The sequence below is a fragment of the Veillonella sp. CAG:933 genome, from assembly GCF_000431435.1.
Classification (GTDB): domain Bacteria; phylum Bacillota; class Negativicutes; order Veillonellales; family Veillonellaceae; genus Veillonella_A.
In genome coordinates, this window is sequence record NZ_HF986236.1 from 24,286 (window position 1) to 49,402 (window position 25,117).

At 43.8% G+C, this 25,117-nt stretch carries 20 protein-coding genes and 2 tRNA genes; 11 read left to right on the forward strand and 11 right to left on the reverse strand.

All coding sequences use genetic code 11. The features are described from left to right. Window positions 1-392: 392 nt before the first annotated feature. The 5 genes from ahpC (at window position 393) to QZL64_RS12300 (ending at window position 6,495) form a co-directional block, all read left to right on the forward strand. A complete protein-coding gene (gene ahpC / locus QZL64_RS12280; protein WP_021842257.1) occupies window positions 393-956 on the forward strand; it encodes an alkyl hydroperoxide reductase subunit C in 564 nt (187 codons plus the stop codon). A gap of 640 nt (window positions 957-1,596) precedes the next feature. Beyond that, window positions 1,597-1,932 carry an ArsR/SmtB family transcription factor gene (locus tag QZL64_RS12285; protein WP_021842258.1) on the forward strand — a complete coding sequence of 112 codons (336 nt, stop codon included), beginning with the start codon at window positions 1,597-1,599 and terminating at the stop codon, window positions 1,930-1,932. A gap of 18 nt (window positions 1,933-1,950) precedes the next feature. Beyond that, window positions 1,951-3,147 carry a DNA polymerase IV gene (locus QZL64_RS12290; RefSeq protein WP_021842259.1) on the forward strand — a complete coding sequence of 399 codons (1,197 nt, stop codon included), beginning with the start codon at window positions 1,951-1,953 and terminating at the stop codon, window positions 3,145-3,147. Further along, a complete protein-coding gene (gene larA / locus QZL64_RS12295; RefSeq protein ID WP_021842260.1) occupies window positions 3,134-4,429 on the forward strand; it encodes a nickel-dependent lactate racemase in 1,296 nt (431 codons plus the stop codon). Before QZL64_RS12290 ends, larA begins: the two co-directional genes overlap by 14 nt. 215 nt (window positions 4,430-4,644) lie before the next feature. Beyond that, window positions 4,645-6,495: a hypothetical protein gene (locus QZL64_RS12300; protein WP_021842261.1), complete on the forward strand. Its 1,851-nt coding sequence runs from the start codon at window positions 4,645-4,647 to the stop codon at window positions 6,493-6,495. A 247-nt stretch (window positions 6,496-6,742) separates the two neighbouring features. On the opposite strand, the gene QZL64_RS12305 is transcribed toward QZL64_RS12300, so the two are convergent. Beyond that, a complete protein-coding gene (locus QZL64_RS12305) occupies window positions 6,743-7,693 on the reverse strand; it encodes a LysR family transcriptional regulator (protein ID WP_021842262.1) in 951 nt (316 codons plus the stop codon). A 227-nt stretch (window positions 7,694-7,920) separates the two neighbouring features. Between QZL64_RS12305 and QZL64_RS12310 the strand changes: the two genes are divergently transcribed. The 4 genes from QZL64_RS12310 to QZL64_RS12325 all read left to right on the forward strand — a co-directional run bounded on the left by QZL64_RS12310 (window position 7,921) and on the right by QZL64_RS12325 (window position 13,607). After that, entirely contained in the window at window positions 7,921-8,298 is a 378-nt protein-coding gene (locus QZL64_RS12310) for a CidA/LrgA family protein (protein WP_021842263.1), read from the forward strand. Further along, window positions 8,292-9,011 carry an LrgB family protein gene (locus QZL64_RS12315; RefSeq protein ID WP_021842264.1) on the forward strand — a complete coding sequence of 240 codons (720 nt, stop codon included), beginning with the start codon at window positions 8,292-8,294 and terminating at the stop codon, window positions 9,009-9,011. The genes QZL64_RS12310 and QZL64_RS12315 overlap by 7 nt, the downstream gene beginning before the upstream one ends. 302 nt (window positions 9,012-9,313) lie before the next feature. Further along, window positions 9,314-10,129: a sulfite exporter TauE/SafE family protein gene (locus tag QZL64_RS12320; protein WP_021842265.1), complete on the forward strand. Its 816-nt coding sequence runs from the start codon at window positions 9,314-9,316 to the stop codon at window positions 10,127-10,129. A 424-nt stretch (window positions 10,130-10,553) separates the two neighbouring features. Beyond that, window positions 10,554-13,607 (forward strand): YadA-like family protein, encoded by a 3,054-nt coding sequence (locus tag QZL64_RS12325; RefSeq protein WP_021842266.1) that lies wholly within the window; start codon window positions 10,554-10,556, stop codon window positions 13,605-13,607. Between the two features lie 208 nt (window positions 13,608-13,815). On the opposite strand, the gene QZL64_RS12330 is transcribed toward QZL64_RS12325, so the two are convergent. From QZL64_RS12330 to QZL64_RS12340, 3 genes are read right to left on the reverse strand one after another with little or no spacing between them, the layout of a single operon-like run. Then, window positions 13,816-15,588 (reverse strand): ABC transporter ATP-binding protein, encoded by a 1,773-nt coding sequence (locus QZL64_RS12330; protein WP_021842267.1) that lies wholly within the window; start codon window positions 15,586-15,588, stop codon window positions 13,816-13,818. Beyond that, window positions 15,585-17,393: an ABC transporter ATP-binding protein gene (locus tag QZL64_RS12335; RefSeq protein ID WP_021842268.1), complete on the reverse strand. Its 1,809-nt coding sequence runs from the start codon at window positions 17,391-17,393 to the stop codon at window positions 15,585-15,587. Before QZL64_RS12335 ends, QZL64_RS12330 begins: the two co-directional genes overlap by 4 nt. A gap of 21 nt (window positions 17,394-17,414) precedes the next feature. Beyond that, a complete protein-coding gene (locus tag QZL64_RS12340; protein ID WP_021842269.1) occupies window positions 17,415-18,878 on the reverse strand; it encodes a hypothetical protein in 1,464 nt (487 codons plus the stop codon). Between the two features lie 231 nt (window positions 18,879-19,109). Between QZL64_RS12340 and QZL64_RS12345 the strand changes: the two genes are divergently transcribed. Both QZL64_RS12345 and QZL64_RS12350 read left to right on the forward strand, forming a co-directional pair. Beyond that, window positions 19,110-19,198: transfer RNA gene (locus tag QZL64_RS12345), tRNA-Ser, on the forward strand. A gap of 577 nt (window positions 19,199-19,775) precedes the next feature. Continuing rightward, window positions 19,776-20,324, forward strand: a complete 549-nt coding sequence (locus QZL64_RS12350; RefSeq protein WP_021842270.1) for a helix-turn-helix domain-containing protein — start codon at window positions 19,776-19,778, stop codon at window positions 20,322-20,324. A gap of 64 nt (window positions 20,325-20,388) precedes the next feature. On the opposite strand, the gene QZL64_RS12355 is transcribed toward QZL64_RS12350, so the two are convergent. From QZL64_RS12355 to QZL64_RS12385, 7 genes are all read right to left on the reverse strand, one after another. Beyond that, a complete protein-coding gene (locus tag QZL64_RS12355; RefSeq protein ID WP_021842271.1) occupies window positions 20,389-21,138 on the reverse strand; it encodes an aminotransferase class IV in 750 nt (249 codons plus the stop codon). Beyond that, a complete protein-coding gene (pabB, locus tag QZL64_RS12360; protein WP_021842272.1) occupies window positions 21,122-22,582 on the reverse strand; it encodes an aminodeoxychorismate synthase component I in 1,461 nt (486 codons plus the stop codon). Before pabB ends, QZL64_RS12355 begins: the two co-directional genes overlap by 17 nt. Next, complete coding sequence (locus tag QZL64_RS12365) at window positions 22,575-23,165, reverse strand: anthranilate synthase component II (protein ID WP_021842273.1); 591 nt, start codon at window positions 23,163-23,165, stop codon at window positions 22,575-22,577. The genes pabB and QZL64_RS12365 overlap by 8 nt, the downstream gene beginning before the upstream one ends. 198 nt (window positions 23,166-23,363) lie before the next feature. After that, a tRNA-Ser gene (locus QZL64_RS12370) sits at window positions 23,364-23,454 on the reverse strand. A 139-nt stretch (window positions 23,455-23,593) separates the two neighbouring features. Next, a complete protein-coding gene (locus QZL64_RS12375) occupies window positions 23,594-24,253 on the reverse strand; it encodes a radical SAM protein (protein WP_226974452.1) in 660 nt (219 codons plus the stop codon). After that, entirely contained in the window at window positions 24,240-24,578 is a 339-nt protein-coding gene (gene queD, locus QZL64_RS12380) for a 6-carboxytetrahydropterin synthase QueD (RefSeq protein WP_021842275.1), read from the reverse strand. The genes QZL64_RS12375 and queD overlap by 14 nt, the downstream gene beginning before the upstream one ends. Window positions 24,579-24,589: 11 nt before the next feature. Then, window positions 24,590-25,117, reverse strand: a 528-nt coding sequence (locus tag QZL64_RS12385) for an aminotransferase class I/II-fold pyridoxal phosphate-dependent enzyme (RefSeq protein WP_296309643.1), incomplete at its 5' end; no start/stop codon positions are given.

Here is a 25,117-nt window from a genome sequence, read left to right on the forward strand (position 1 = left end):
TGATATATGAGGCTTTATAAACCGATTTAATGATTGCGGGGACATAAGGTGTATAAAACTGAATAATGTAAGAGGTAAAGCGGTATAGTGGTATTACTATATCGCTTTATTTTTAGATTGCAAAAATGTATCGCCTTTTTTCATAAATTGCATAACTGAAACTCGATTTCGTATTGATTTTTTTCGTTGCGTGGTGTATGATAATTATGTAATCGATATAGATTATCCGTTATTAATAACTATCAATTAGCGACATTGTATATTCAAAATAGAGAGCACTGTATATTTGTTCTAATAGCAAGTTAGGTTGCTTTTTACTGTTTGGTAATAATGCAGCTCATGATAGTTTTTAAAGTATAGTAAGTTTATTAAACACAAGGAGTGACTCACAAATGGCAATTATCGGCAAAGAATTACCTGATTTTTCCTTACAGGGTTTCCGCAATCCGGACGTAGTAACAGTAACTAAAGCAGATGTAGTTGGCAAATGGAGCGTATTCGTATTCTATCCGGCCGATTTCACATTTGTTTGCCCTACCGAATTGGAAGATTTACAGTCCCATTATGCAGAATTGCAGGAAATGGGCGTAGAAGTATTCTCCGTATCCGTTGACTCCGAATTCGTACATAAAGCATGGGCTGATGCGTCTCCAAACATCGCAAAAATTCAGTACACTATGTTAGCTGATCAGAAACATGAACTGGCTGACTTCTTCGAAACTTTCTCCGAAGAAGAAGGTCGTGCATACCGCGGTTCTTTCGTAGTAAATCCGGAAGGCAAAGTAGAAACTGCTGAAATCCACAACATGGGTATCGGTCGTTCTGCCGATGAATTGGTTCGTAAAGTGCAGGCAGCTCAATTCGTAGCTAAACATGGTGACCAGGTTTGTCCGGCTAAATGGAAACCGGGTGCAGATACTTTAAAACCGGGTCTTGACCTTGTAGGTAAATTATAAGATTCAACTATTCGGTTAACCCTTTTTAACCGGTTAATAAATGAACAGCAAGTCCCTCCCTACAGAAGGTTGTTCATTGACATATTTAGGAGATCCCTTTTCCTAAAATCAGCGGCGCGAGCTTGTCTCGGCCGCTGATTTTTTTGTTTGAACACATTTGATTTTATGTGAATGTTGAATGAAAAAATGATGATTCGAATCTGATTTGTTTTGAAAAAATTTGGGTATTTATTCATTTTTTTGTGGCTATATTCAACTTTAGTCAATGAGTTTTACCGAAATTGTGTTCGGAAAAGCAGAATTCAAGATAATTGTGGCGAATGTATAATGAAAGACTACTTTTGTATATTGTTGCAAAGTCGTTTTTGTCAAGGCTAAGAGCAGTAAAACCTCATAAAAATGCGGTAAAATTGATTGACTTTCATATGCTAACTTATTCAAAATAATTAATAATTATGAATTAACAAACCGTGAAAACCTTTGTCGAATAAGTGTTTGTAAGTTAGTGCTTTTTTTCATATATTTATCGAAAACTTGAAACATTGAAATTATTAGATTTATCTTGCGTTTTAGTATATAATATATTACATAGAATAAGGCGAAAGGGTAATGGCTAAGGTTAAAAAAAGGAGTATTGGGCATGGAAGTATCATACGAAAGATTGGCAACGATTTTTAAAGCATTGAGTGATGAAACTAGATTGCATATCATTGACATGTTGTCATGTAATGAGTTATGTGCTTGTGACATTTTGGCAAGCTTCAATTTGTCGCAGTCTACGTTGAGCTATCACATGAAAATTTTGATTGATGCAGGTGTTGTTAACTCGCAGCGTAACGGGTTATGGACACGCTATTCAATCAACGAAGAAACTTTTGATGAGTTAGTTAAGATCTTACCTGATTTGTACAAAACCAAAGATGAATGTATTTGCGCTCAGATTAAATATTGTCGCTTAGAAGATAAACCTGAATAAGAAACAACAGGAGTTAATATGAGACGCTGGATTATGCACGTGGATATGGATGCTTTTTATGCATCAGTTGAACAACGCGATAATCCCGAGTATAGAGGCCGCCCGGTTATCGTTGGCGGCCTTTCTTCGCGTGGTGTGGTATCTACCGCGTCGTACGAAGCTCGTAAATTAGGTGTTCATTCGGCCATGAGTATGGCCAAGGCCCGTGAGCTTTGTCCGGACGGTATTTATTTATGGCCCCGGTTCGAAGTGTACCATGCTGTTTCAGAGCAGGTCCATGCTATTATGGAACGCTATTCACCCTATATTGAGCCGTTATCGCTAGATGAAGCTTTTTTGGATATAACGGGCCTCCATAATCGTTTTGACGGCCCTTATGCGGTCGGTAAGGCTATTAAAAAGGATATATTAGATGCGACCGGCCTTATAGCTTCGGTTGGTCTCGCACCGAATAAGTATTTGGCAAAACTGGCTTCGGATATTAGAAAGCCCGATGGCTTGGTGGTAATACCTTATGGACAGGAAGCTAAATTTATTGCCAATCTGCCGGTTAAACGCTTGTGGGGCGTAGGCAAACAAACGGAAAAACGTCTACATGAAGCGGGTTTTTATAAAATCGGTCAAATTGCGGCGCTAGGGGATGAGTCGAAATTGCGCCCCGTAGCGGGCAATCAGGCTAAACGGCTCTACGATTTGTCCCGAGGCATTGATGACCGGCCGATAGAATATGATCGCATGATTCATTCCATCGGCAATGAATTGACGTATGAAACAGATTTGACCGATGAAGCTGTCATTGACCGCGAATGGCACTATTTTGCCCATAAAGTGGCGAAACGTTTGCGGCAGCAAGGTTTGAAAGGACATACCGTTTCCATTAAGGTCCGTTTTAACGATTTTAAGACTATAAGTCGTCAAAAACGCATAGATATGCCTACTGACAATGAAGAAACACTATACCGTATAGGATTGATGTTGTATAATAAACTAAACATTGATAAACCGATTCGCCTTTTAGGGCTTACGGTCAGCGATTTTGCCGATGAATGGGGGCAGACATCTTTATTTGAGAGTGAAGTGTCACAGGATGAATTGGCAAAGACTGTAGATGACCTCGAAGAAAAATTCGGTGAAGGTATTGTTATGAAAGGGGCCCTTTGGGAACGCTTGGCCCACCAAAAGAGAGAGGAAGAGAATAACGATGAAACACTTTAAATTGAAGTATGGCAACGGCGAGGTTGAATTTGATTTACCCACTCAAGAAGTAGTAGATGTTGTGGAAGGGGCGGACTATCCCGCTATTGAAGATATTCCGGCAGCGCTTCTTGAAGCTTTGGATAATCCAATCGGCACGGCGCCGCTAAAAGATATTGTGCAGCATGATGAAACGGTATGTATCGTTGTATCCGACATTACACGCGCCTGGATTCGCTATGATGCTTACTTACCTACTTTGCTTAATTATTTGAACGAAGCAGGTGTGCCGGATGAAAAGATTTTCCTTTTAATCGCTTATGGTGCTCATCGTCTTCAATCGGAAGCGGAATCTCGTTCCGAGTTTGGTGACGAAGTCGTTAATCGCGTTCGTATTGAACACAGTAGCGGTATCAATCCGGACAGTCATTTCCGTCATATCGGCGAAACATCTCATGGTGTACCGATTGAAGTGAATGAACTCGCTTTAGATGCGGATCGTCTCATTTTGACGGGCGGTATCGTATACCACTTGATTGCCGGTTTTGGCGGCGGTCGTAAGGCCATTTTACCGGGTATTTCATCCTATCAGACGATTCAAAAAAACCACAATCTTTGCTTGTCGGAAGAGATTGGTGGCGGTACGAAACCTGAAATCGTAAGCGGTAATATTACGAATAATATTATGCATGACGATCAGATGCAACATGGTCGTGCCGTAGAAGCGGATTTCCTCATTAATTCCGTAGCGAATACGGAAGGTAAATTAGCGAAATTCGTGGCCGGTCATTGGGAAGATGCATGGCTGGAAGGCACGAAATTAGTTAAACAGATTTACGGGGTACCGGTTAATGAATTGGCTGACTGCGTTATCGCTTCGGCGGGCGGTTATCCGAAAGATATTAACTTGTATCAAGGTGTTAAAACCCAGGTTAATGCAGTGCTTGCATGTAAGCCGGGTGGCGTGGTTATTTTGCTTATGGAATTGCCGGATATTCACGAACCGGAAGAATTCCTCGGTTGGTTTGATACCCGCGATTTGAAAGAACGTGAAATTAAATTGCGTAATGGCTTTACCGTACCGGGCTTTATTGCGTTCCATTTAGGCGAAGATTTTCAGAAATATCGCCATATCTTGGTGACGAAACCGGAAAATAAAGCAATTTGTGACCGCGTGGGCATCGATGTAGTAACATCCATCGATGAAGCCATTGCGCTTGCGAACAAATTAATCGGTCGCGATGATTACACCGTAACGGTTATGCCACTCGCCAGCAACACGGTGCCTTTATTGAATAAATAATTCCTGCAAAGGATTACTTTAATAGCGAATTAGGTTATGGCTTAACTGTTTAGATTGGTATTTTTAAGAAATTTGTTTTAAGATAGAGATAGATTCACCGAATCCGGGTGTGTAGGGATGGCTAAAAAGCCAGCACTCGATGATATAGATTTGCTTTTTACTGTTTTTAGCTTAATGTTTATTACCGAAGGTATAGGAAGATGGGAGCTGGAAGTATGCATAATCGTCATGGCATCATTGGTAAGTCTGTTATTGAATCGGTTCGTCGTTCGTTACAGAATAAGTATGCTGAGGATCGTCATATTCAGCAGTTAATAGAAGAGCTGGATAGTACTGAAGACCTGACATATGAAGAACTTCATATTACGCGTCAGGCGTATGAAGAAGTGAAAGCACGCTTATTTTATACGGCGTTATTGGACAGTTTGTGGCAGGAAATCGATGAAACGCAAGACTTGTTAGAGCAGCTTCATATATATGATTCCTTGGAAGATGAATTTCAGGCCCAAGGGGATGAACTAACCAGTGAAGAATTAAACATAGATCAAGTGGATTTGGCGGATGTAGATGTTTCGGAAAGACCGGTTGCATTACGCCAAGCCGGTACGGTAGCGGCACGTCGTGAAGGTGCTGTAGCTACGCGTCAAGATGGCACAGTAGTGACTCGTCAGGATGGTTCCGTTGTAAATCGCCGTGACGGCTCGGTAGTACCACGTCAAGATGGTACCCTTGTGGCTGAACCGACGGCAGCTAAAACACAGGCAGTGGCAGCTGATGCCATTACTGATAGAGATATTCCGCAATCATCTTTAACTCATAGTGTAAAAGCCGATGCGGATGACAATTTATTGGCAGGAACGAATGCTGTATTGAATGCGGGGGTGAGAACGGCCGATTCGGCGGCGTTTGCAGCTGAGGTGGATGATGACGAGGATGACGATCATAACGTATTCCCAACATCGGAAATCTTTTTGCAAGATATTTTGGACATGTTGAGCCAAAACTTGCCGGATGGCAAAGAGGGGACAATGACGCTTGAAGATTTGATGCTCCATACGGAGTGGAAAGAATTTAAAAAACTCGCTAAACAGGCAAAAAAATCTATTAAAAAAGCCCATAAAGCAGCGAAAAAAGAAGCTAAGAAAGTCGCGAAAGAAGCTGAAAAAGCAGCTAAAGCGGCTGAAAAAGAAACAAAAAAAGCATTGAAAAAAGCGAAACACGCCAAAAAAGGCGTGCAAGAGCGCAGCGAAGAATGGTATCAAAATTTGGAAGAGTTGACTGATGATGTAGCTAACACCGCGGCTGACAAAACAAAAGAGATTTCCAAAACAGCTGGCAGTGTAGCAACAGCAGTGCAGTCAAAAGTGAATGATGTCAAAGGAAAGGTGGTAGACGAAATGTCCACTAAAGAAGAATTAGCCAAGAATTTGAATCAAGCCACTGATGGCAAAGCAGAAGAAGTTGTTGAAAAAGTTTCCGATAAAGCTGAAGAATTGGCCGGTAAAGCTGAAGACTTGAAAGACCAAGCTGTTGATAAAGCTGAAGAATTAAAAGATCAAGCAACTGATAAAGCAGAAGAGTTAAAAGATAAAGCGTCGGACAAAGTTGATGAACTAGCCGACAAAGCAACTGATTTGAAAGACCAAGCAGCCGATAAAGTTGATGAACTATCCGACAAAGCGGCTGATTTGAAAGACCAAGCATCCGATAAAGCGGAAGAGCTTAAAGAACAGGCATCCGACAAAGTAGATGAATTAGCCGACAAAGCGGCTGATTTGAAAGATCAAGCAATTGATAAAGCGCAAGACTTAAAGGAACAGGCATCGGACAAAGTAGATGAATTAGCCGATAAAGCGGCTGATTTGAAAGACCAGGCTGCCGATAAAGCCGATGAATTATCTGAACGAGCTCAAGAAGTAGCTGACAAAGTAGCCGATCATATTTCCGAAGTAGCGGACAATATGAAAGAAAGCGCTCGCGGTGCGGCTTTGGGCGTATTGGACTTCATCGATGATGCCCTGCAAAAATTACATAGCAATTCGGATGACAAAAATCCAAAAAAATAAAACGCCTTGGTAAGAAATTACCGGACCTACACGAGACGACCAAGGCGGAAAAGAAAGCCTTGCTGACCGACAGTAAAGGTCGTTGTCAAGTGTGCGGCAACCATTGCCGACCGGTGAAAGAAAAATGCAAAAAACGACAACGTGCATTGGAGAAACTATTAAAGTAATTAATTACCTGCATAGTTTCGCATAGTGAATGAAAATAGCCCCTTACAGCGATTGGCTGTAAGGGGCTTGTTTTATGTGATTATTTAGAATCACATAAAATAGTAGGGGCAGGCCCCGGATCTTCGCCGTGAACCAGGCGTTCTTCCACCACATGAGAGCGGAAATAGTTAACCCACAGGCGAATTGCCGGTACAATCATGGACTGTTCGTTCCAAATCATGCCGAGCACCCAGTTGATGCGGGGCTCGATAGGAATTGAAACCAACTGCTCCTTATTAAGACGTTCGCAGATTGTCTGTGGCAAAATAGCCGTGCCGAGACCACTTTTTACAAGCTCCGTGATGAAGTCCCAGTTGTTGCTTTGCGCTACGATTTGCGGTACTACGCCGATTTCTTGAAAACGACCTAAGATGATATCGTATAACGAAAAGGACGGATGAAAGAACACAAGCGGTTCTTTGCGAATTTCGTGAAGAGTAACGGACTCGTAATGGGCGAATGGTGAATCTGGTTGCATCACATAGTATAAAGGCTGGTGGTTAAAGATATAGGTTTGTGTATCCGGGGTGGTAAAGTCAGACACCGGCAAGGTAACGAATCCAACCTGCAATTGATTGTCCTGTACAAGCTGGGCGATTTGCGGTGAACCGTGTTCACTTACCTTTAACGAAATTTGCGGGTAGGCGGCCATGAAGTCGCGAATAATCGGCGATAAGAAGGAAGAACCGATCATCGGCGGGATGCCGAGGCTCAATTCACCCGATTCCGTATCATTCGTGTGATGCATCTGGTGTTCAAGCACTTCAAATTGCCTCACTAAGGCTTCAATCTGCGGCAATACGGCGCACGCTTCATTGGTAAGCTCGATGCGATGCCCGCGACGGCGGAATAATTGCTTGTTCCATTCCCCTTCCAACAGGCGTACCGCTTTACTTAGTGACGGCTGACTTACGTGTAAAGTTTGGGCCGCTTTGGTGAAACTCTTCTGGCGAGCCACTTCGACAAAATATTTTAAATGGGTAATATCCATATAATCCTCCTGCAATATAATCTACATCTATTATAGCTAAAAAGAATACGGCCGTATAGGGAAAAAATATTATTTTTTTAAGAAAAAATGAGATACAATAAGTCATGACAAAGGGAATATCGAAAAATCCCTATACGAGTACACAATAAATACAACATTCGTTTATTGAATGAAGACACAGTATATTGCAGAATAAAAATTAGTCGATATGTAGGAGGCGTTTGAGGATGAAACGTGTGGCGATTGTAGTAGGTCAGATTCTATTGCTCGCCTTGATTGGAGTGTTGGGAGGCTACTTGAAAGAGTGGTTGAACCTGCCATTACCGGGGACTTTGGTGGGCATGATTTTGTTATTTTTGTTGCTCTGCTCAGGTATCATCAAGCTTAACTGGGTGGAACAGGGAGCGGCCGTTTTAATCGGGGAACTTTTGTTGTTCTTCATTCCGTCCGCTATAGGGGTTATTCAATATACACAATTATTTGGCAGTACGGGGGCTATGCTCTTGGGCGTTATCGTAACGAGTATTGTAACACTCTTGATTTCCGTTACGGTTATTACCTTGAGTGTTATGAAATTACGTAGAAAGGGGTACAAATTATGGTAAATTATTCACCGTTTCAGATGATTAGTATTCATATCATCGAATCGTTAGTGGGCACTGTAGTTTTGTATTTTCTTTTTAAAAAATTGTATGAACGTTCCGGCAAAAAACTCTATTTTACCCCGTTGTTGGGCGTGCCGGTAGTTATCGGTTTATTCCTCGTAACTATGAATATTCCGTACGATGTATATCAGGAAGGCAGCCAGTACATCACGATGATGTTGCAACCGGCCACCGTGGCCTTTGCGGTGCCTTTGTATAAATTCCGTGGCGTAGTAAAAGAATATTTTATTCCGCTCTTGGTTGTTATCGGCATGGGTTGTTCGGTGGCGTTCTTGGGTTCTATGGGACTCGCCGAACTTATCGGACTTAGCCCTGAACTCGTTCACAGTATTGCTCCGCGTTCCGTAACGACGCCGCTAGCCTTAGCTGCGTCTGATACAATGGGCGGCGACCCTACGATTACGGCCATCCTCGTAATTGCAACCGGCCTTATCGGTATGATTATGACCACCATGATGATTAAACGGGCTCATATTCATAACCGCTTGTTAAAAGGCATGCTTTACGGTATTTCGGCTCATGGGACCGGTACTGCTAAAGCCTATGAAGACGGCCCTAAAACCGGTGCTATTGCCTCTTTGGCCATGATTTTCATGGGCATCATGACAACGGTCATTGCGCCAATCGTAACAGCCGTATCCGCCGTTTTATAGGCAAAAACAACCAAATATACCGATTTAAGGTAGTTCCTTGATTGACACGAACAATCAGTTAACTATATACGTATTTACACACACTTACACAAACTTACGTAAACAAAAACGCCATCATTTGCGGGATTGTAGCTGAATCACGAACAGCTATAACCAGGAAGTGATGGCGTTTCTGTTTATTTTGCGATATACTGAATAAAAATATGGATATAATCAAATACGTGGTGTATTTGCAGTATTAAGAGTAGTTACGCTATTTTAAGTCGGTGTTTTGAAAAAAGAGAAATGAGGTTGAGTCGGCTATGGATGGGGCAACAGGATTGATTTTGGGCATGTCGTGGGGCGTGCTTTTGGGATTTATTGTGCTGGGTATTGGTGTAGGAGCCTTCGGGACACTCATAGGCGCCGGCGGAGGCTTAATTTTCGTGCCGGTATTCTTATATTTATTTACCGACTGGTCGCCGGCCATGGTAGTCGGTACCTCGCTCACTATTGTTATGTTCAATGCCATGTCCGCTTCGACAGCGTTTATTAAGCAGAAAAAAATACTCTACAGTGCGGCAATCTGGTTTACGCTGGCTACGATTCCCGGATCCTATCTTGGCGCTGTCGCGTCGGAAGGCTTCGACATATCCATGTTGAAATTCTGGTTCGGTTTATTCCTACTCTGCATGTCGACGTTTATCGGTTATAAAAACTGGACGAAAGGACAACGCAAGGAAGAATCTTTGCAACTTCATGAGTTGACCTATAGTAAAACTATCGGTTGTTTAATCAGTGTGGTAGTCGGCTTTATTTCCAGCGTTTTCGGCATCGGCGGCGGGCTCATTCACGTGGCGGCGCTCGTGTATATTTTGGGCTTCCCCACACATGTGGCAACGGCTACGAGCCAGTTTATATTATTCTTATCCACGATTACAGGTGTAGTCACACATTATTCCTTGGGTCATATTCAATGGAATATCGCCATTGCCTGCGGCATTGGGGCCGTCATTGGGGCCCAACTTGGTGCGGCTATTGCTAAACGTCTTAAAGCTACCAGTATTCTTATGGTGTTCTCTTTAGGAGTAGGGATTTTAGCATTGCGATTGATTTGGACGTCGGGAATGTTGTGGTAAGATGCTCGGCTATTAGTGAATTATAATTGAATATTGATGACATCTATGATAGGAACCGTTACAAGGCAAGATAAATTGTTTTGGCGGTTCTTTTTTTGTTGGAAAACAAGATACTTACTAAAATTTTATCAATGAATTATCGCAAAATATTGATGATTGTAATGGGATGGTTATAGTGTGAATTTGTTAAGCTTGTAAAGGTTAGATGAAGTGATATAGATTGTTTTATCAAAGAAAATTATGCTATATTGATTGTATTTTGGGCAAATGTGATAAATATGAACTAATACTCTCATTGACCCTACATGATAAAAGTGCTAGCATTTAATTATAGTGAATATTTGATGAATTTATAAGGGGTATAATTTGAGTTCATCGCATGGTAAAAGTGTTATATGGTATAGGGTATGAGAGGAGTTTTAGGATGGAAACAAAGCATCAAAATCGTCGTCGCATAGTCAAAGCTTCTTTGAGCAGTGCCGTATTATTGAGTCTGTTATTAGGCGGGCAAGTGTTAGCAGCAGAAAACATCGTTGTAGACAGTGGTACCGCTACGGGGACAACGAATACCGTAACTGATGACAAAACGGCTCGTGTCGTGGGGACGGAAAATTCAGTGACCGGCAGTAAAGATGCCAATGTTATTGGGGATACCAATACCGTTGAAGACACCAATGGCGTTAATATTGTAGGTAATGATAATAAGGTAACAAAGAGCTACCCATGGCAGGGTGGAACAAGATATGAAGCCAGCGTTGATACTCGTGTTCTAGGTAATAACAACGAAGTACGGGGGAGTCGTAAACAAAACGTTATCGGTGATAATAATAAAATAATCGGTCGAGATGTTGGTACCGTTACTGACTATGGTCATCCGGAAGGCCGTGAACCTAATATTTCCGACTTAACCATTGGTCGCGGTAATGTCCTTACCGGTAATCATACGTATCGCAATGAATGGGACTCCTTAACGGTTATCGGTAATAATAATGATATTGACGGTGCGGCAGCAGGTATTATTATCGGTGATAATCAAAAAGGCAGTAATATTCTGGATTCTATTATCATAGGCTCTTTATCACCTGAAGAAAAGAAGACTATCGGAGTTGGTAATCGGAAAATGGTTGTTATTGGTTACCATGCATTGGGAGCCGATGGCACTACAGCAATCGGGCATAGAGTTCAGAGCTTAGGGCCTCTCAGTACAGCTGTTGGCACTCGTTCAACCATTGAGGGAATGACTGTTTATTCCTCTCTTTATGGCGTGGATAATAAGCTTAGTTCCGAGAATGGAATGGGTGTTTCGATTGCAACCGGAACTTTTGGGACTTTGAATAAAGTTGATTCGTCTTTGAGTTCCATGGTTTTCGGTACCGGTAACCGTGTGACCAATGCAGCCGGTAATATGACTGAAGGTATTGAAGGCGGTTTTATGACGGGCCGTTGGGGCGAGCTCTATTATCATGCAGGGGACGATTTTGGTTATACAGATCGTTCTTTCGAGGTGATGGGTGAGTTTGCAACTTTAAATGGGGGTTCCGTATTTGCACTTGGGAACGGCAATGTGTCGGATTATGCAAGACGATCTTCCATCTTTGGAACGGGCAATACTTTAAGCGGCACCGAAGCTGCAGTCAGTGATTATAATATGGTTACCGGTTATCAAAATAAAGCCACTAATGTGAATCATGTCTCTGTCATGGGGAGCGGCAATACGCTTAGCGACGCAACTACGGATGTTGTCATCGGTGATTACCATACCTTATCGGGTAGCAAAAATAACGTAATTCTTGGAACTATGGGAACGAAAGTAGGCTATGAAGAACAATCTCATACGCCTAAGAGTTTTGAACATGTGACCGGAAATTTACAGTGGACAGGAGATACGCTGCACTATGCGGTGAAGGTGCAAAAACCGTTACGTGAACATACGGAAAATATCAGCAACGCTGTTATGCTCGGCTATAATACGGACGTACAACATGATGGTGGCGTGGCTATCGGCAGTAATTCTGTATCGGCTGTTGACAAAGGGTTATTTGGCTATAATCCGATTACAGGTAAAGATTTTGAAAATGAAGTGGCTATTGTTGCTTATGCCGGCAAAGAAGATCGATTTGCCGAATTAAATAGCAGTATCCCTGATTTGGAATCCGCTCTTTCGACAGCTAAAGCTGATTATGAAACCAAGGTTTCTGATTATCTGGCCAAAAATGCCGATTATGTTCAGGCTGTAAATGCTTATAACAGTATTGACCATGATTCGAATCAAGGTAAAAAAATTAAAGAACGGATGGATGCTGCTAAGACTGCCAATGATGAAGCAAGAGCCGCTATGGATACGGCAGAAACAGCCGTGAATGATGCCAATAAAGCCTATACGGCAGCTGTATCGGAAAAAACTCAGATTACATCCGCTTGGCAATCCGGTGCGGCGGCTGTTTCCGTTGGTGATAGTGAAACAGGTTTAACTCGTCAAATTACCAATGTTGCAGCCGGTACCAATGATACCGATGCGGTCAACGTGGCGCAGCTTAAAGCGGCTTTGGATGCTGCGGGTACAGGGCTACAGGAAAGTACAGATGCTTTGAGCTTTAAAGATAATAAATTAGGTCTATCTATTAAGAATTCCGATGGAAAAGAAATCATTTCCGGAAGCGTTAACTTGTCTACAATTGCAGCTGCCGTTGATACGAGAAATACCATTGCCAATGCTGATGGTGATAGCACAATTACTATCGACAGCACAGAAAAGAATAGTATCGGCGGAACTAATTACAAAATCAAAGTGAACACCGATGGCAAGGTAGTTGCAGACAATAAAGGAATTGTTACCGGCGGTACTGTTTATAATGAAACACGCGTTGCTGAAGACGGTACTTACGTGAAAAAATCTAAGTCAGCCGGCCAAAACCTGAGTGCTTTAGATAGCCAAGTAGCTGCTAATACGACTCAGATTACGCAGAACACCAATAATATTACTTCCATTTCCAACGAAGTAAGCAATATTACCAATAACGTAACCAGCTTGAACAGTCAGGTTAACAAACTGGACAATCGTATTAATCGTGTCGGTGCCGGTGCGGCCGCTTTAGCAGCATTGCATCCGCAAGATTACGATCCGACTGCTAAATGGGATTTTGCCGCCGGTTACGGTAACTACAAATCGGCTAATGCTGTAGCAATTGGTGCGTTCTATCGTCCGACGAATGACTTGTTATTCTCCATCGGCACCAGCATGGGCGGCGGTGAAAACATGTTTAATGCCGGCGTAAGTGTTAAGTTCGGTAGCAGTAACGAGTATTCGAATTACTCGAAATCTGCCTTAGCCGAAGTTGTATCTGAACAGTCTAAGCAATTAGCAAACCAGAATTCTACGATTGAAGAATTACGGGCTCAGGTTCAACAGCAGGCTCAGGAAAATGCGGAATTACGTACGCAAGTTCAGGAAATTATGCGCCAGTTGGCTAATAAATAGTTGAACTAAACCGCTGCTATCAATTTCTAATATGGTAGCTGTGTGAGATAGTTAAATTGGCTTCTCTTTAATTAAATAAAAACGGGATTGTTCCGAGGTAATAACCTTGGAACAATCCCGTTTTACTTTATAAGTCTATACGTCCTACCGCCGATAAGGCCTTGTCCGTATATAGAATCTTTTATTCAATTGCATTTAGAATGCATGTTTACACCGTCATCCCCTTGGCGTAGTTTTCATACAATTCCGTATAATAACCACCCTTAGCCAAGAGTTCTTGGTGAGTACCCTGCTCAACGATTTGACCGTTATTCACAACGAGCAATAAATCGGCGTCACGAATGGTGGATAATCGATGGGCGATGACGATACCGGTACGGCCTTTTAAGAGTTGATTCATCGCTTTTTGCACTTCCACTTCTGTACGCGTATCAACGTTGGCGGTGGCTTCGTCAAGTACGAGAATGCTTGGGTTAACCAAAAAGGCACGAGCGATCGTCAGTAATTGGCGCTGCCCTTGCGAGAGGTCATCGGCACCATTTTTTAAGATCGTATCATAGCCTTGTGGCAAGGTGCGGATAAAATGATCCGCCATGGCCAGTTTCGCAACATGGATAATTTCTTCCCGCGTTGCATCCGGCTTACCGTAAGCGATGTTTTCAGCAATGGTGCCTGTAAAAATCCACGTGTCTTGCAATACCATGCCGATTTGACGATGCAAGGCTTCGCGGCTTAATTTGCGAATGTCCGTACCGTGAATAGTAATGGTACCGCCGGATATTTCATAAAAACGCATGAGCAGGTTAATGATTGTGGTTTTGCCGGCCCCCGTAGGGCCTACAATAGCTACGACGTGGCCGCTGGGGATTTCAAAGTTTACATCCGTCATAAGCGGTTTATCGTCGCTGTAACCGAAGTTCACATGACTAAATTCAATGGCATTAGTACTTGATGCGGCGCCCGCAACAGAGTTAGGCACGTCTTGTAAGGTTCCTGAGTCATCCTCCATCGGAGCGTCCAGAATCTCGTAAATACGACCTAAGGCGGCGTGTGTTTCTTGAAATCGGGTTAAGATGTAGGAACTGCGCGAAATCGGGTCGGATACTTGTGTTACGTAGAGGAAAAAGGCTTGGATGTCACCAAGGGTGATATAGCCGCGCAACACGAAGAGACCGCCTTGGATGGCAACGAGGACGTAGCCTATTTGGTTGATGAAGTTAACCAACGGCATGATGAGCTGCCCCATAAAACCGGATTGTCGTTCACGCGTAAAGAGACGTGTATTTAAATCCGTCATGTGGTCGGTGGAGACTTTTTCAAGACCAAAAGACTGTATGATTTGCTTGCCTGAAATTAATTCTTCAATGCCGCCGTTCACAGCACCTAAAGCCTCTTGATTGCGCAGGTAGATAGTGCGCGCTTTTTTAGACGTAAAGGTTAAGCCGAGAACGCCGACGATGATAACGCCGAGAATAATCGCAGCCAGGAGCGGACTAATCCAAATCATCATGGCGACGGCACCGACGATGCCGATAAACGATGAGATGAGGCCCGGAATGCCTTCACGGAGCGTTTCGCCGACGGAGTCTAAGTCACTCGTAAGGCGACTTAACATATCGCCACGGTTGTGTTGATTGAAATAGGACATCGGTAAATGATGAATCTGATGGCTTACGCGGCTGCGCAAAGCTAATACCATGCGTTGTGCACTGCCGGCGATGATAAATTCACTAACGTATGTGAATACGGCGTGGCAGCTGTAAAAAATGATGAGTAGAAGGACTGTATCGATTGTACCGTCTAAAATGGCGTTGATTTCACGGTGCTGTTCGAGGCCCTGAACGATGGCATCGACAATGTCACCTAAGAGGCGCGGGGCGATAATTTCAAAGCTCGCGGCCAAGATTAAGGCTATGGTTAGAAAACCGAGGCGCCACCACTGACTGCGTGAGTCCAGGAGGAATCGTTTGACCAGTTTCATAGTGCCACCTCCTGTGATGTTACAATCTGCTGATAGATTGGGCAATGAGCCAAGAGTTCTTCGTGCGTGCCTACGCCCATCGATTCACCCTGGTTGATGACCAGGATTTTATCGGCTTTTCGGGCGGCGCTGACCTTCTGTTCAATAGATATGAATGCCCTGCCGGAGGTAATGCCATCGCTGTTTCTATTGCCGTTGCTATTGCTAATCTCCTCGGCTACGGCTTTACGCACTTGCTGTTCGGTGATGCCGTCCAAGGCAGAGAAACTGTCGTCAAAAATTAAAAGACGAGGTTTACGAACTAAGGCACGAGCCATGGCGAGGCGTTGGCGCTGACCGCCGGATAGGTTGGTACCGCCTTGAGCAAGTTCGTGCTCATAACCGTCTTCGAAACGGCTGATAAATTCATGGGCGCCCGCTAATTTTGCCGCTTCTTCAATATCTTCACGTGTCAGCGGTGCATTCGAGGCTTGGCTTTTGCCAAATTCTAAATTCATGGCAATGGTACCGGTGAAAAGATAGGCTTTTTGCGGCACATAGCCGATTTGTGAGCGCACATCTTCAATGGGTTGGCTAAAAATTGACTGACCGTTAAAGAGAATGTCGCCACACTCGATAGGATACAGGCCCAAAATGAGCTTGGCCAAGGTACTTTTGCCGGAACCGATGTCACCCATGATAGCCAGCGTTTCGCCGGCGTTGAGGGTGAAGGAAATATCTTTTAAGGCCGCTTCTTCCGCATCGTCATAGCGGAAGGTAACATTGCGAAATTCTAACAGTGGTACTTGGCCGGAGATACTTTCCGTTGCATGTAAATAAACGTTATCAGTTACTGTATTTTGCTTAGAACTAACTGTCGGGTTTTCAGAATGAACTAATAACTCTCTAATACGTCGATAGCAAATAATGGCTTCCGGCACGTCGAGAAGCACGAATACAGCCATAATGAGGTTCATCAAAATGAGGGTGGCGTACTCGATGATGGCCATAATATCACCGATTTGGAGCACACCGGAGTCAATCTGATAGCCGCCAAGCCAGAGGATAACCACGGTGCTCATGTTGAAAATAATGAGGATACTGGGCAGTCCGATGGCGTAGGTGCGGGCCAGACGAGTTTCCTTGTTGGATAATTCCGTGAACATGCCAATTTCAGCAGCTTTTTCATCGTCCGTGCGATTAAAAGCTCGAATCACGGACATGCCGATAATATGGTCGCGCACGAGGTCGGTCAGTTTATCTAATTGCTGCTGAACGGCCATGACGATAGGGAGGGCCCGTTTTTGAATGCTTATCATGAGCACTACCATGATGACCATGAGGCTTAAAATGATGAGCCCCATTTCGAAGCTTTTGTAAAAAGTGAGTCCTAAACCGACTATAATCATGAGCGGCATGGGGAGAATCATATTGATGCCTTCGGCGAGGACGGACTGGATTTTTTCCACATCACGGGTGGCACGCATGAGCAAGGTGCCGGTGCCGTATTTTGAAAAATCCGACAAAGAGAAGTCCTGCAACGCCTGCACGAGTTGCTGCCGCAGGTTGAGGCTGACGCGTGACGCAATATGGGCGGCCAAGTATACGGCGCTGAGTGAGCCGATGACGGTTACCAAAGAGGCGGCGAGCATGGCAACGCTGAGGCGACTGATGGCGTCCAAGTCGCCTTGCAAAACGCCTTCATTAATGATGCTGGCCGTTAAAGTCGGCACAGTAAGCGCACTGACTACATGAATTAAGGAGAGCAGGCAGGCGCTTAAAAAAGCCCATTTTACGGGGCTTAAATAAGTTGTGATAAATTTCATATAAATCGTTCCTTTGGGTAATTATTTTACAATTTTTACCGTATGACCGTTAGTATGGATATTGCTGTTGGTTGAATCGTCGTTGTTAAGTTCCGTCAGATAGGAATCACCGGTTACATTCCACACAGAATCCTTGCTAAGGCTTAAAGAAGCCTGTTTAGCGCTGTTGTTCGGATTGATGGCACCGGTAAATGTGGAGTTTTGCGAAAGCTTAATGTCCAGCTTGCTACCGCGGTCGGCTAGTATATCGCCGTTAATGGCCTGTTGATTGGCTTGTAAACGTACTTGGCTGTTAGTGTTGCCGGTGCTGTTGATAGCCGCCGCTGCACGATTTAGGTCGGATGTATCGCCCGTGCCGGATAGTACCTGCAAGAATGGAGCACGGCTCGGTTGGCTGATAGTATTGCCTTGGAGTTTTATTTGGGCTTTAGCACCGAGAATGGTAAAAAGCGGCGTAGAGCCCGTTTCGGTGAGTCGGCTTTGGTTAATGGTGAGCTTGGTCGTCCCTTTTTCAGCGGTGCCTAAATCGGTTTGATATAGGTAAAAACCATTGGCTCCTTTTAGCTGTGAATTGGTAAATGTCACGTCCGTATTGCCTTCCAAAAGTCCGAATGTGCCATTCGATGCTTCACCGTTAATAGCATTCAACTTCATCGTGCCGGTTGAGCTGATGAGGGGGCTGTTTTGGCCGTAAGTACGAAGGGTGACGCCATCAGCAGTGAGGCTACTGTCGACTTTCGTTGCGGTGGCGAGGGCCGGACTTTGAGAACCGTAGGTGCTGATATTACTCTGCTTTAAGGAAATTTCGGCACCATAGGCAGCACCGATGCCTTGGGATACGCGGTTATTCGTGTGAATCGTTAAATCCTTAGCGGTAATTTTTACTTTCTTACCGCTACCAACGATGCCGGAAGCGCCGTCGCCGTTGGTAGTGATAGTGCTGTTTTCAATCGTGGCCTGACTATATGGCGCAACTAGAAGAGCGGCGTTTTGACCGCGCCACAGGCTGAGACCTTCGCTGTCGCTATGACCGGTTTTAATGAGTTCCGCTTTTTTCACTTTCGCCTTGCCGGTTTTCTGTACTAAAATTACATTTTGATTATTCTGGTTATTGTTGAGAGAATTTTTAAAAGTCTTTGAGCCGTTCGCTACTTTAGTGGCTTTAAACTTGTAGTTGTTGTCCACTTTTTTGCCTTTTTTCACGGCATCATCGGAATCGCTTACGAGACCCAGTAATTTGCCGGCCGCTTTAATCGGATTAAGTGACGGTAACGAGAAAGAGGGGATGATTTTGGCGGCGATATAGGCGTTAACCGGATCTACTGCATGTACGGAATTGAGCGGATAGGCTGATGCGGACATGGCTAAGGCAATCGTCATTATAGCGGCAATAGCTTTGCGTTTATGATTTTTACGGGCAGTGCCGGAAGTATTGGCGGTATTTGATGAGTTTGTATTTGTTTGATTTTTATTTGTGTATTTCATGGAGCTCCTCAGATGTGTTTAATTCGTTTATTAAACTCGAGTAAATTTCACATAATAATTATAAATTTCGATATGTTAATTATAGCATGTTTTAGCTGAGAGTACAAAGAAAACTTTGATGAAGTAAATAGGAGGATTACAGGATTTACGGTACGTTTCAGCGGAAAGTTGCGGTAAGGGCTTGATTTGTTGGACAAAACACGGTAATATATTAAGGTAATAGTTTAATTTGGAGAGGTGTCCGAGTGGTTTAAGGAGCTGGTCTTGAAAACCAGTGACTCCGCAAGGGGCCGTGGGTTCGAATCCCACCCTCTCCGCCATAAGAAAATATAAATCCCTTATAGAGCTAAATAGTAGTTCTATAAGGGATTTTGTGTTAATGGGGTATTCCTGCTTTCTGCATGATTTGAATATAAAGAACACATATTAACATTGTTCGTAGTAGCTAAGACTTTTTCTTGATAGGTTTAAAGGCGCCTATTTGTTTATATCCGGGCAATTGATATGAACATTAAGACGCCTCTTTTATAAAAACCTATAGTATGTTAGAATAAAGGTAGTTAATTCAATTAAAAACTTTGTTTTTAGCCGTTTAGTACGCCAATACTAGACGGTTTTTTCTTTTTCTTAGTGCAGTCAATTGTATATATGAGACCTCCTTTTTCAAAAAATCCCTCATGTATTACTGACATTCTTTTAAATACGTTTGCTCTAATATCATCTCCTTCTTTCTTAAAATTAGAAAATCCTTTAAAATGTAACTAGTTATAATAGCCTTTCTATAATCATTTCGGCTATAATTGGATTATAACATACTTTATGTTAATTGTCGATTTAGAATTAATTTTACATAAAAAGTAATTTGAAATAGATTTTTGGAGATAGGGAGATTAATAAATGTTTATATGCAAGCTAAGCAAAATTTTAAAAGAGCGGAATCTGAAAAAGACGTCATTTGCTTTGGACAATGGTTTCCCCAAAACTTTTATTGAAAACTTGGTAAGCAATAAGTTCCGAGATATTAATATGGAATCATTGGAACGGGTTATGCAGATTTTGGATATAACCAGGCTCGAGGATATTTTAATCTACGTTCCCTATGAAATAGAGATTGGAGATACCTATGAGTCCAAGACACAGGAAGAAAGTTATGTATTGGGCTTTAAGGATATTTCTATTGATGTAATTTTAAAAAATAAGGAGGGCGCCAAGACGCTGACGACGTTGATTCGGATTCCTCATGGCGAGATGCGCAGTAATGTTATGCTCCTTTCTATCGGTAGTATTGAGGATATTGTAGAAAGGGATAAGTGGCTAGACTTTTTTAATGAGTATGATCCTTACTTTTTATATTATGTATTGGCAAGGGTTGCCGAGCAGGCGCGAAAAGAATTTAAAATTAAGAATTTTGTAACGTCGAGTAGCTTACAAATTAATAAAAAATAGGCGAGAAACTAAACACCCCTGCAGATTTAGGTTTGCAGGGGTGTTTAATTTAATTGAGTTAAATTTAATTGTAGTTAGGAAAAGGTCGCAATCTATCTTGCAGATAATTTTGGTATAAGGTTCCCGTCATTGTCTGTGCTGAGGCCGGGAATTCGTGAGTCCCAAACTGACGTACCGGCATGATGCCCATGAGGGAATTGGTAATAAAACACTCATCGAAGGAGCCGATTTCATGAGGAATGATGGTCTTTTCAACTACTTCATAGCGCTGACAAAGGTAGGCCCGGACGATGCCCGGCAAGAGGCCGGCCTCGATGGGTGGTGTATAAAGTCGGTCGTTTTTTATAAAAAAGAGATTGCTTACGGATCCTTCCGTAAGTTCGCCGCGACTGTTACAGAAAATCGGCTCGTCGATGCCTGCCTTAGCAGCTTGTCGCTTGGCTAAGATGGATTCACCGTAATTAAAGGTTTTGTGGTAGACAAAAGGGGATGATTCGTTACGGCGAATGTCGGACATGGCGAGGACAAAACCCGGACGAGACGGTAAATTCTCATAGGGGTTAGCTCTTACTGTGAAGCTTAGATTGTTAGCTGACACCATGATTTTAACAACGCCCATGCCGTCACCATTTTTGTTTAAATAAATTTGAAGCTGCTGTTGCCAATCGTCAGGTAGGGTGATGCCAAGCCAGTCGAGTGTGCGGCGTAGGCGCGCTTCGTGGGCTTCTAACCAAATTGGCTGATTGTTTACGAGGGCTATGGTTTCGAAGGCACCAAGGCCAAACTGATAGCCGTCATCAAAGGTAAGGTTCATAATCAAAAGTTTCTCCTTTCAAGGCACTGAGTAAGGCCTTTGCCTTTTGCCAGATTTCTTCATATTCAAAGCCACGTTCCGATTCGGCGGTAATACCGCCACCGACACCGATATAGTACGAATCGCCTTGGTGGACGGCCGTGCGGATGACGATGTTGAGGTCGCAGTTGCCGTCGAGGGATAAGTAACCGATGGTGCCGGTGTAGAGTTGGCGACGGCTCGATTCCAGTTCGTCGATGATTTCCATGGCCCGTCTTTTTGGCGCGCCTGTAATGGAGCCACCTGGGAAAAGTGCCGAGAGGGCATCGATGGCGGTCTGATTCGGTTTGAGCGTGCCAATCACGTTGGCGATTAAATGGAAGACTGTGGCATACTCTTCTACCGCAAAGAGGTCGGGTACGATAACACTGCCGGGCTCACAGATTTTATTGAGGTCATTTCGCTCCAGATCCACAATCATCAAGAGTTCGCTTTGGTCTTTTTGCGATTCGGCCAGTTCTTTACGAAGCGCCGCATCTTCCTCGGCTGTTTTGCCGCGTCGGCGAGTTCCTTTGATCGGACGGGTTTCAATTTTTTTGCCGTTGATGCGAAGCAATCGTTCCATGGAAGCACTGATTATCTGATAGGAGTCGTATTGCAGGTAGGCTCCGAAAGGCGACGGATTATCTCGGCGCAGCCGGCTAAAGAAGGTGTACGGCGGGCACTGACAATCGACGGTCAACGTACCGGTAAAATTGGTAACATAAACGTCACCGGCTATAAGGTAGTCCATCAATTTATGAAGGGCCTGAGCATATTCATCCGATGTGCTGTCCGGATGAATTGCTAGGGGATAAGTTTCTGCCAGTGATTGTGACTTGAAGTTAGCCATCTTCGCGGCGATAAGATCCTCCATCTTTTTCAAAAGAACGGGAGCCGGTTCGGTATGACCGTTAGCGATGAACCAAAGGGAGTGATCTTTTAAATCTTCTATGATAAAAAAGTCGTAAAAGCCCCATTTCATATCGGCCATGGTGACCTTCGTTTCGTGTTGCGAGGTAAGTCCCATTTCTTTCATGCCGTAATCATAGGTAACATAGCCGATGGCACCGTCTGTCAAAGGTAGGTCGGTATCGTTTTTACGGTAATGATTTTGCAAGTAGGTCTTGAGATAGTCTTCGGCGCTTCCCGGATGGGCTTTGCCGTCCACATAAAGGCACCCGTTTTCAACTTTTACCTCGTGATAAGGTACGAGACCGATGATGGAATATTGACCGAGGTTGTTTTCTAAGGATGAGTCGAGAAAGGCGGCGTTCTTTTCGTCGGCAAAGAGGGTGAAAATATCACCGGCGCTATAGGGCAAAGTTGAACGGCAAATACAGGCTTCAGCCTCTGTTTCAATCATGGTGTCGCCAATAGATTCCGTCATTGTTTTAGTGACGTTTTTTATCATGGCTTCAGGCATGGGGGTGACCTCCTTCTTCGGCACGACGGCAAAAGGCTTGGATTAATTCAGAGCCATATTCTGACAATAAGGCTTCCGGGTGAAACTGCAGTCCGAAGAGCGGTAATAGTTGGTGTGACATGGCCATAACGGCCCCATCGTCGCTGATGGCATCTACGTGATAAACGGGCGGCAAGGTGCTTTTTTGGACAACCAGCGAATGATAGCGGGTCACGTCAAATGTTGTGGGCAGACCTTTGAATAAGCCGGTTCCTTCATGATGAATGGCCGTAATTTTGCCGTGCATCGGCTTTTCGCCGCGTACCACGGAAGCCCCGGCGTTATGAGCCAGGATTTGCATGCCCAAGCAGACGCCGAGAATAGGCATCGTATTTTTAAATTCACGTACAATATCCAAGGATTCTTTGGCATCGGCAGGCCCCTTGGGGCCGGGCGAGATGATGATGCCGGTAGGTTTCATAGAAGTAATTTCATCCACCGTAATGGTGTCGCAGGGGCGCACCTCGACTTGGCGTCCCGTTTCGGCCACCAAGTTGGCCAGGTTATAGGTAAATGAATCATGATTATCGACGATGAGATACATAATAGCTCCTTATATGAAAAAAAGGATAACGATGGCAGCAAAAAACTGCACAGTCGTTATCCTTAAAGGCCCGTAAACTGTAAGTGGAAAATTCCTTTTATTAGTATATCATATTTAGCTCTTTGACTAAAGTTTTTACTATGATTGTTTTAAATAAAAAAGCCCTACAAACCTAGGTTTGTAGGGGTGTAATCTAACTGGCGGAGGATTAGGGATTCGAACCCTAGCGACGGTAACCCGCCCTAACGATTTAGCAAACCGTCCTCTTCAGCCTCTTGAGTAATCCTCCATATCTAATTACTAAAATATCATATCATTAGTAGAAGGCACTTGTCAAGATTTTGTAAATAATAGTTGTAAATTTTATTAACTCTTTTAGGATTAAATTGCTTAGCAATTAAGCTATTGCCGTCTGGTGTTTTTAGTTTTTAGACGCCTTTAGCATCGGGATCCCAAATGAATTTGTGGATTTGTAATTGCAAGCGAATCTGCTGCAGATTATTTTTCAGTAAATACGCTACGATTTCTTGCGGGTCGATTTTGCCAAAAACGGGGGATACGAAGATATGTCCTTTCGGCTTTTTAGTGAGCACGATTTCTTTCATGCGCTGTAAATCGCCGTAGGAGCTGACTACGAATTTCAATACATCTTTATCCGTCATGGCTTCACATAATTTAGGGTGCATGGACTCTTCGGCACTCGAATCGGGACATTTGTAATCGTAAGTATAGAATACATTATCTCGCTGGAAGGGAGCAATAATGCTGCCGTTCGTTTCGATGTTGAACTCATAGGGACCAAACGGCGTTGTTTCACGGCTCAATACATCGATGAGCTGTTCTACTTCGTCGGCTTGCAACAAGGGTTCGCCGCCGGTAATGGTAATGTAGCGATTCCCCATTTGGCGCAACGCATCCGCTACGTCTTCCACGGATTGTACTTCATAGTCTACTTCGTCGCCGTAGCTGTACGTTGTGTCGCAATAGACACAACGTAAGTTGCAGTCGTAGAGTCTTAGAAAGGAGCAAAGGGACCCTTGGCGGGTACCTTCACCTTCGATGGAGCTGAAACGCTCAATCACGTTCATAAATCGCCACATTCCCTTCCGATTCCTGAACAACAACTTTGAAGCATTTTTCACCCAATTGGTCGGCAATCCATTTGGCCATATTTTCGGCGGTCGGATTGATATCGCCCATAACATCGTTCACGTGTTTGTGATCGAGTTGGCCGTGAATCGCTTCTTTGATATGACCGAAGTCAATTACCATGCCGTTCTCATCAAGCTCGGCGGCGCGTGCATGAATGTGCACAATCCAGTTGTGACCGTGCAAGTTTTGACACTTGCTTGGGTAGGTCAATTTCAGCTGATGAGAGGCACTGATTTCTAGTTTTTTTACTACTGTAAACATGTATACCTCGCTTAAAATTGTAATGTTTTAATTCGCTCAATGGCACGCAATGTGTTTTCACGACTGCCGAAGGAGGTGAGACGTAAGTATCCTTCGCCGCAAGGGCCGAAACCGGCACCCGGGGTGCTTACGATATGTACTTTTCCCAATAAAAGGTCGAAAAACTCCCAGCTTGTCATGCCGGCCGGAACTTTAAGCCAAATGTAAGGCGCATCAACACCGCCGAATACGGTGAGTCCGATGGCAGTAAGGCCTTCGCGGATGATGCGGGCATTTTCTTTGTAGTACGCAATGGCTTCACGTGTTTGACGATGGCCTGCTTCAGAATAAACGGCTTCGGCGGCACGTTGAATAATATAAGGAACACCGTTGAATTTAGTGCATTGTCGACGATTCCACATAGGGTTTAAGGCCTGTTTTTGACCGTCTGCCATATTGACCGTTAATTCCTTCGGAACCACTGTATAGGCACAGCGTGTGCCGGTGAAGCCGGCTGTTTTGGAGAAGGAACGGAATTCAATGGCTACTTCGCGAGCCCC

Excerpts from the sequence above, each read along its gene's own strand:
- ahpC (WP_021842257.1), top strand. The coding sequence starts at position 393 with ATGGCAATTATCGGCAAAGAATTACCTGATTTTTCCTTACAGGGTTTC.
- QZL64_RS12285 (WP_021842258.1), top strand. The coding sequence starts at position 1,597 with ATGGAAGTATCATACGAAAGATTGGCAACGATTTTTAAAGCATTGAGT.
- QZL64_RS12290 (WP_021842259.1), top strand. The coding sequence starts at position 1,951 with ATGAGACGCTGGATTATGCACGTGGATATGGATGCTTTTTATGCATCA.
- larA (WP_021842260.1), top strand. The coding sequence starts at position 3,134 with ATGAAACACTTTAAATTGAAGTATGGCAACGGCGAGGTTGAATTTGAT.
- QZL64_RS12300 (WP_021842261.1), top strand. The coding sequence starts at position 4,645 with ATGCATAATCGTCATGGCATCATTGGTAAGTCTGTTATTGAATCGGTT.
- QZL64_RS12305 (WP_021842262.1), bottom strand. The coding sequence starts at position 7,693 with ATGGATATTACCCATTTAAAATATTTTGTCGAAGTGGCTCGCCAGAAG.
- QZL64_RS12310 (WP_021842263.1), top strand. The coding sequence starts at position 7,921 with ATGAAACGTGTGGCGATTGTAGTAGGTCAGATTCTATTGCTCGCCTTG.
- QZL64_RS12315 (WP_021842264.1), top strand. The coding sequence starts at position 8,292 with ATGGTAAATTATTCACCGTTTCAGATGATTAGTATTCATATCATCGAA.
- QZL64_RS12320 (WP_021842265.1), top strand. The coding sequence starts at position 9,314 with ATGGATGGGGCAACAGGATTGATTTTGGGCATGTCGTGGGGCGTGCTT.
- QZL64_RS12325 (WP_021842266.1), top strand. The coding sequence starts at position 10,554 with ATGGAAACAAAGCATCAAAATCGTCGTCGCATAGTCAAAGCTTCTTTG.
- QZL64_RS12330 (WP_021842267.1), bottom strand. The coding sequence starts at position 15,588 with ATGAAACTGGTCAAACGATTCCTCCTGGACTCACGCAGTCAGTGGTGG.
- QZL64_RS12335 (WP_021842268.1), bottom strand. The coding sequence starts at position 17,393 with ATGAAATTTATCACAACTTATTTAAGCCCCGTAAAATGGGCTTTTTTA.
- QZL64_RS12340 (WP_021842269.1), bottom strand. The coding sequence starts at position 18,878 with ATGAAATACACAAATAAAAATCAAACAAATACAAACTCATCAAATACC.
- QZL64_RS12350 (WP_021842270.1), top strand. The coding sequence starts at position 19,776 with ATGTTTATATGCAAGCTAAGCAAAATTTTAAAAGAGCGGAATCTGAAA.
- QZL64_RS12355 (WP_021842271.1), bottom strand. The coding sequence starts at position 21,138 with ATGAACCTTACCTTTGATGACGGCTATCAGTTTGGCCTTGGTGCCTTC.
- pabB (WP_021842272.1), bottom strand. The coding sequence starts at position 22,582 with ATGCCTGAAGCCATGATAAAAAACGTCACTAAAACAATGACGGAATCT.
- QZL64_RS12365 (WP_021842273.1), bottom strand. The coding sequence starts at position 23,165 with ATGTATCTCATCGTCGATAATCATGATTCATTTACCTATAACCTGGCC.
- QZL64_RS12375 (WP_226974452.1), bottom strand. The coding sequence starts at position 24,253 with ATGAACGTGATTGAGCGTTTCAGCTCCATCGAAGGTGAAGGTACCCGC.
- queD (WP_021842275.1), bottom strand. The coding sequence starts at position 24,578 with ATGTTTACAGTAGTAAAAAAACTAGAAATCAGTGCCTCTCATCAGCTG.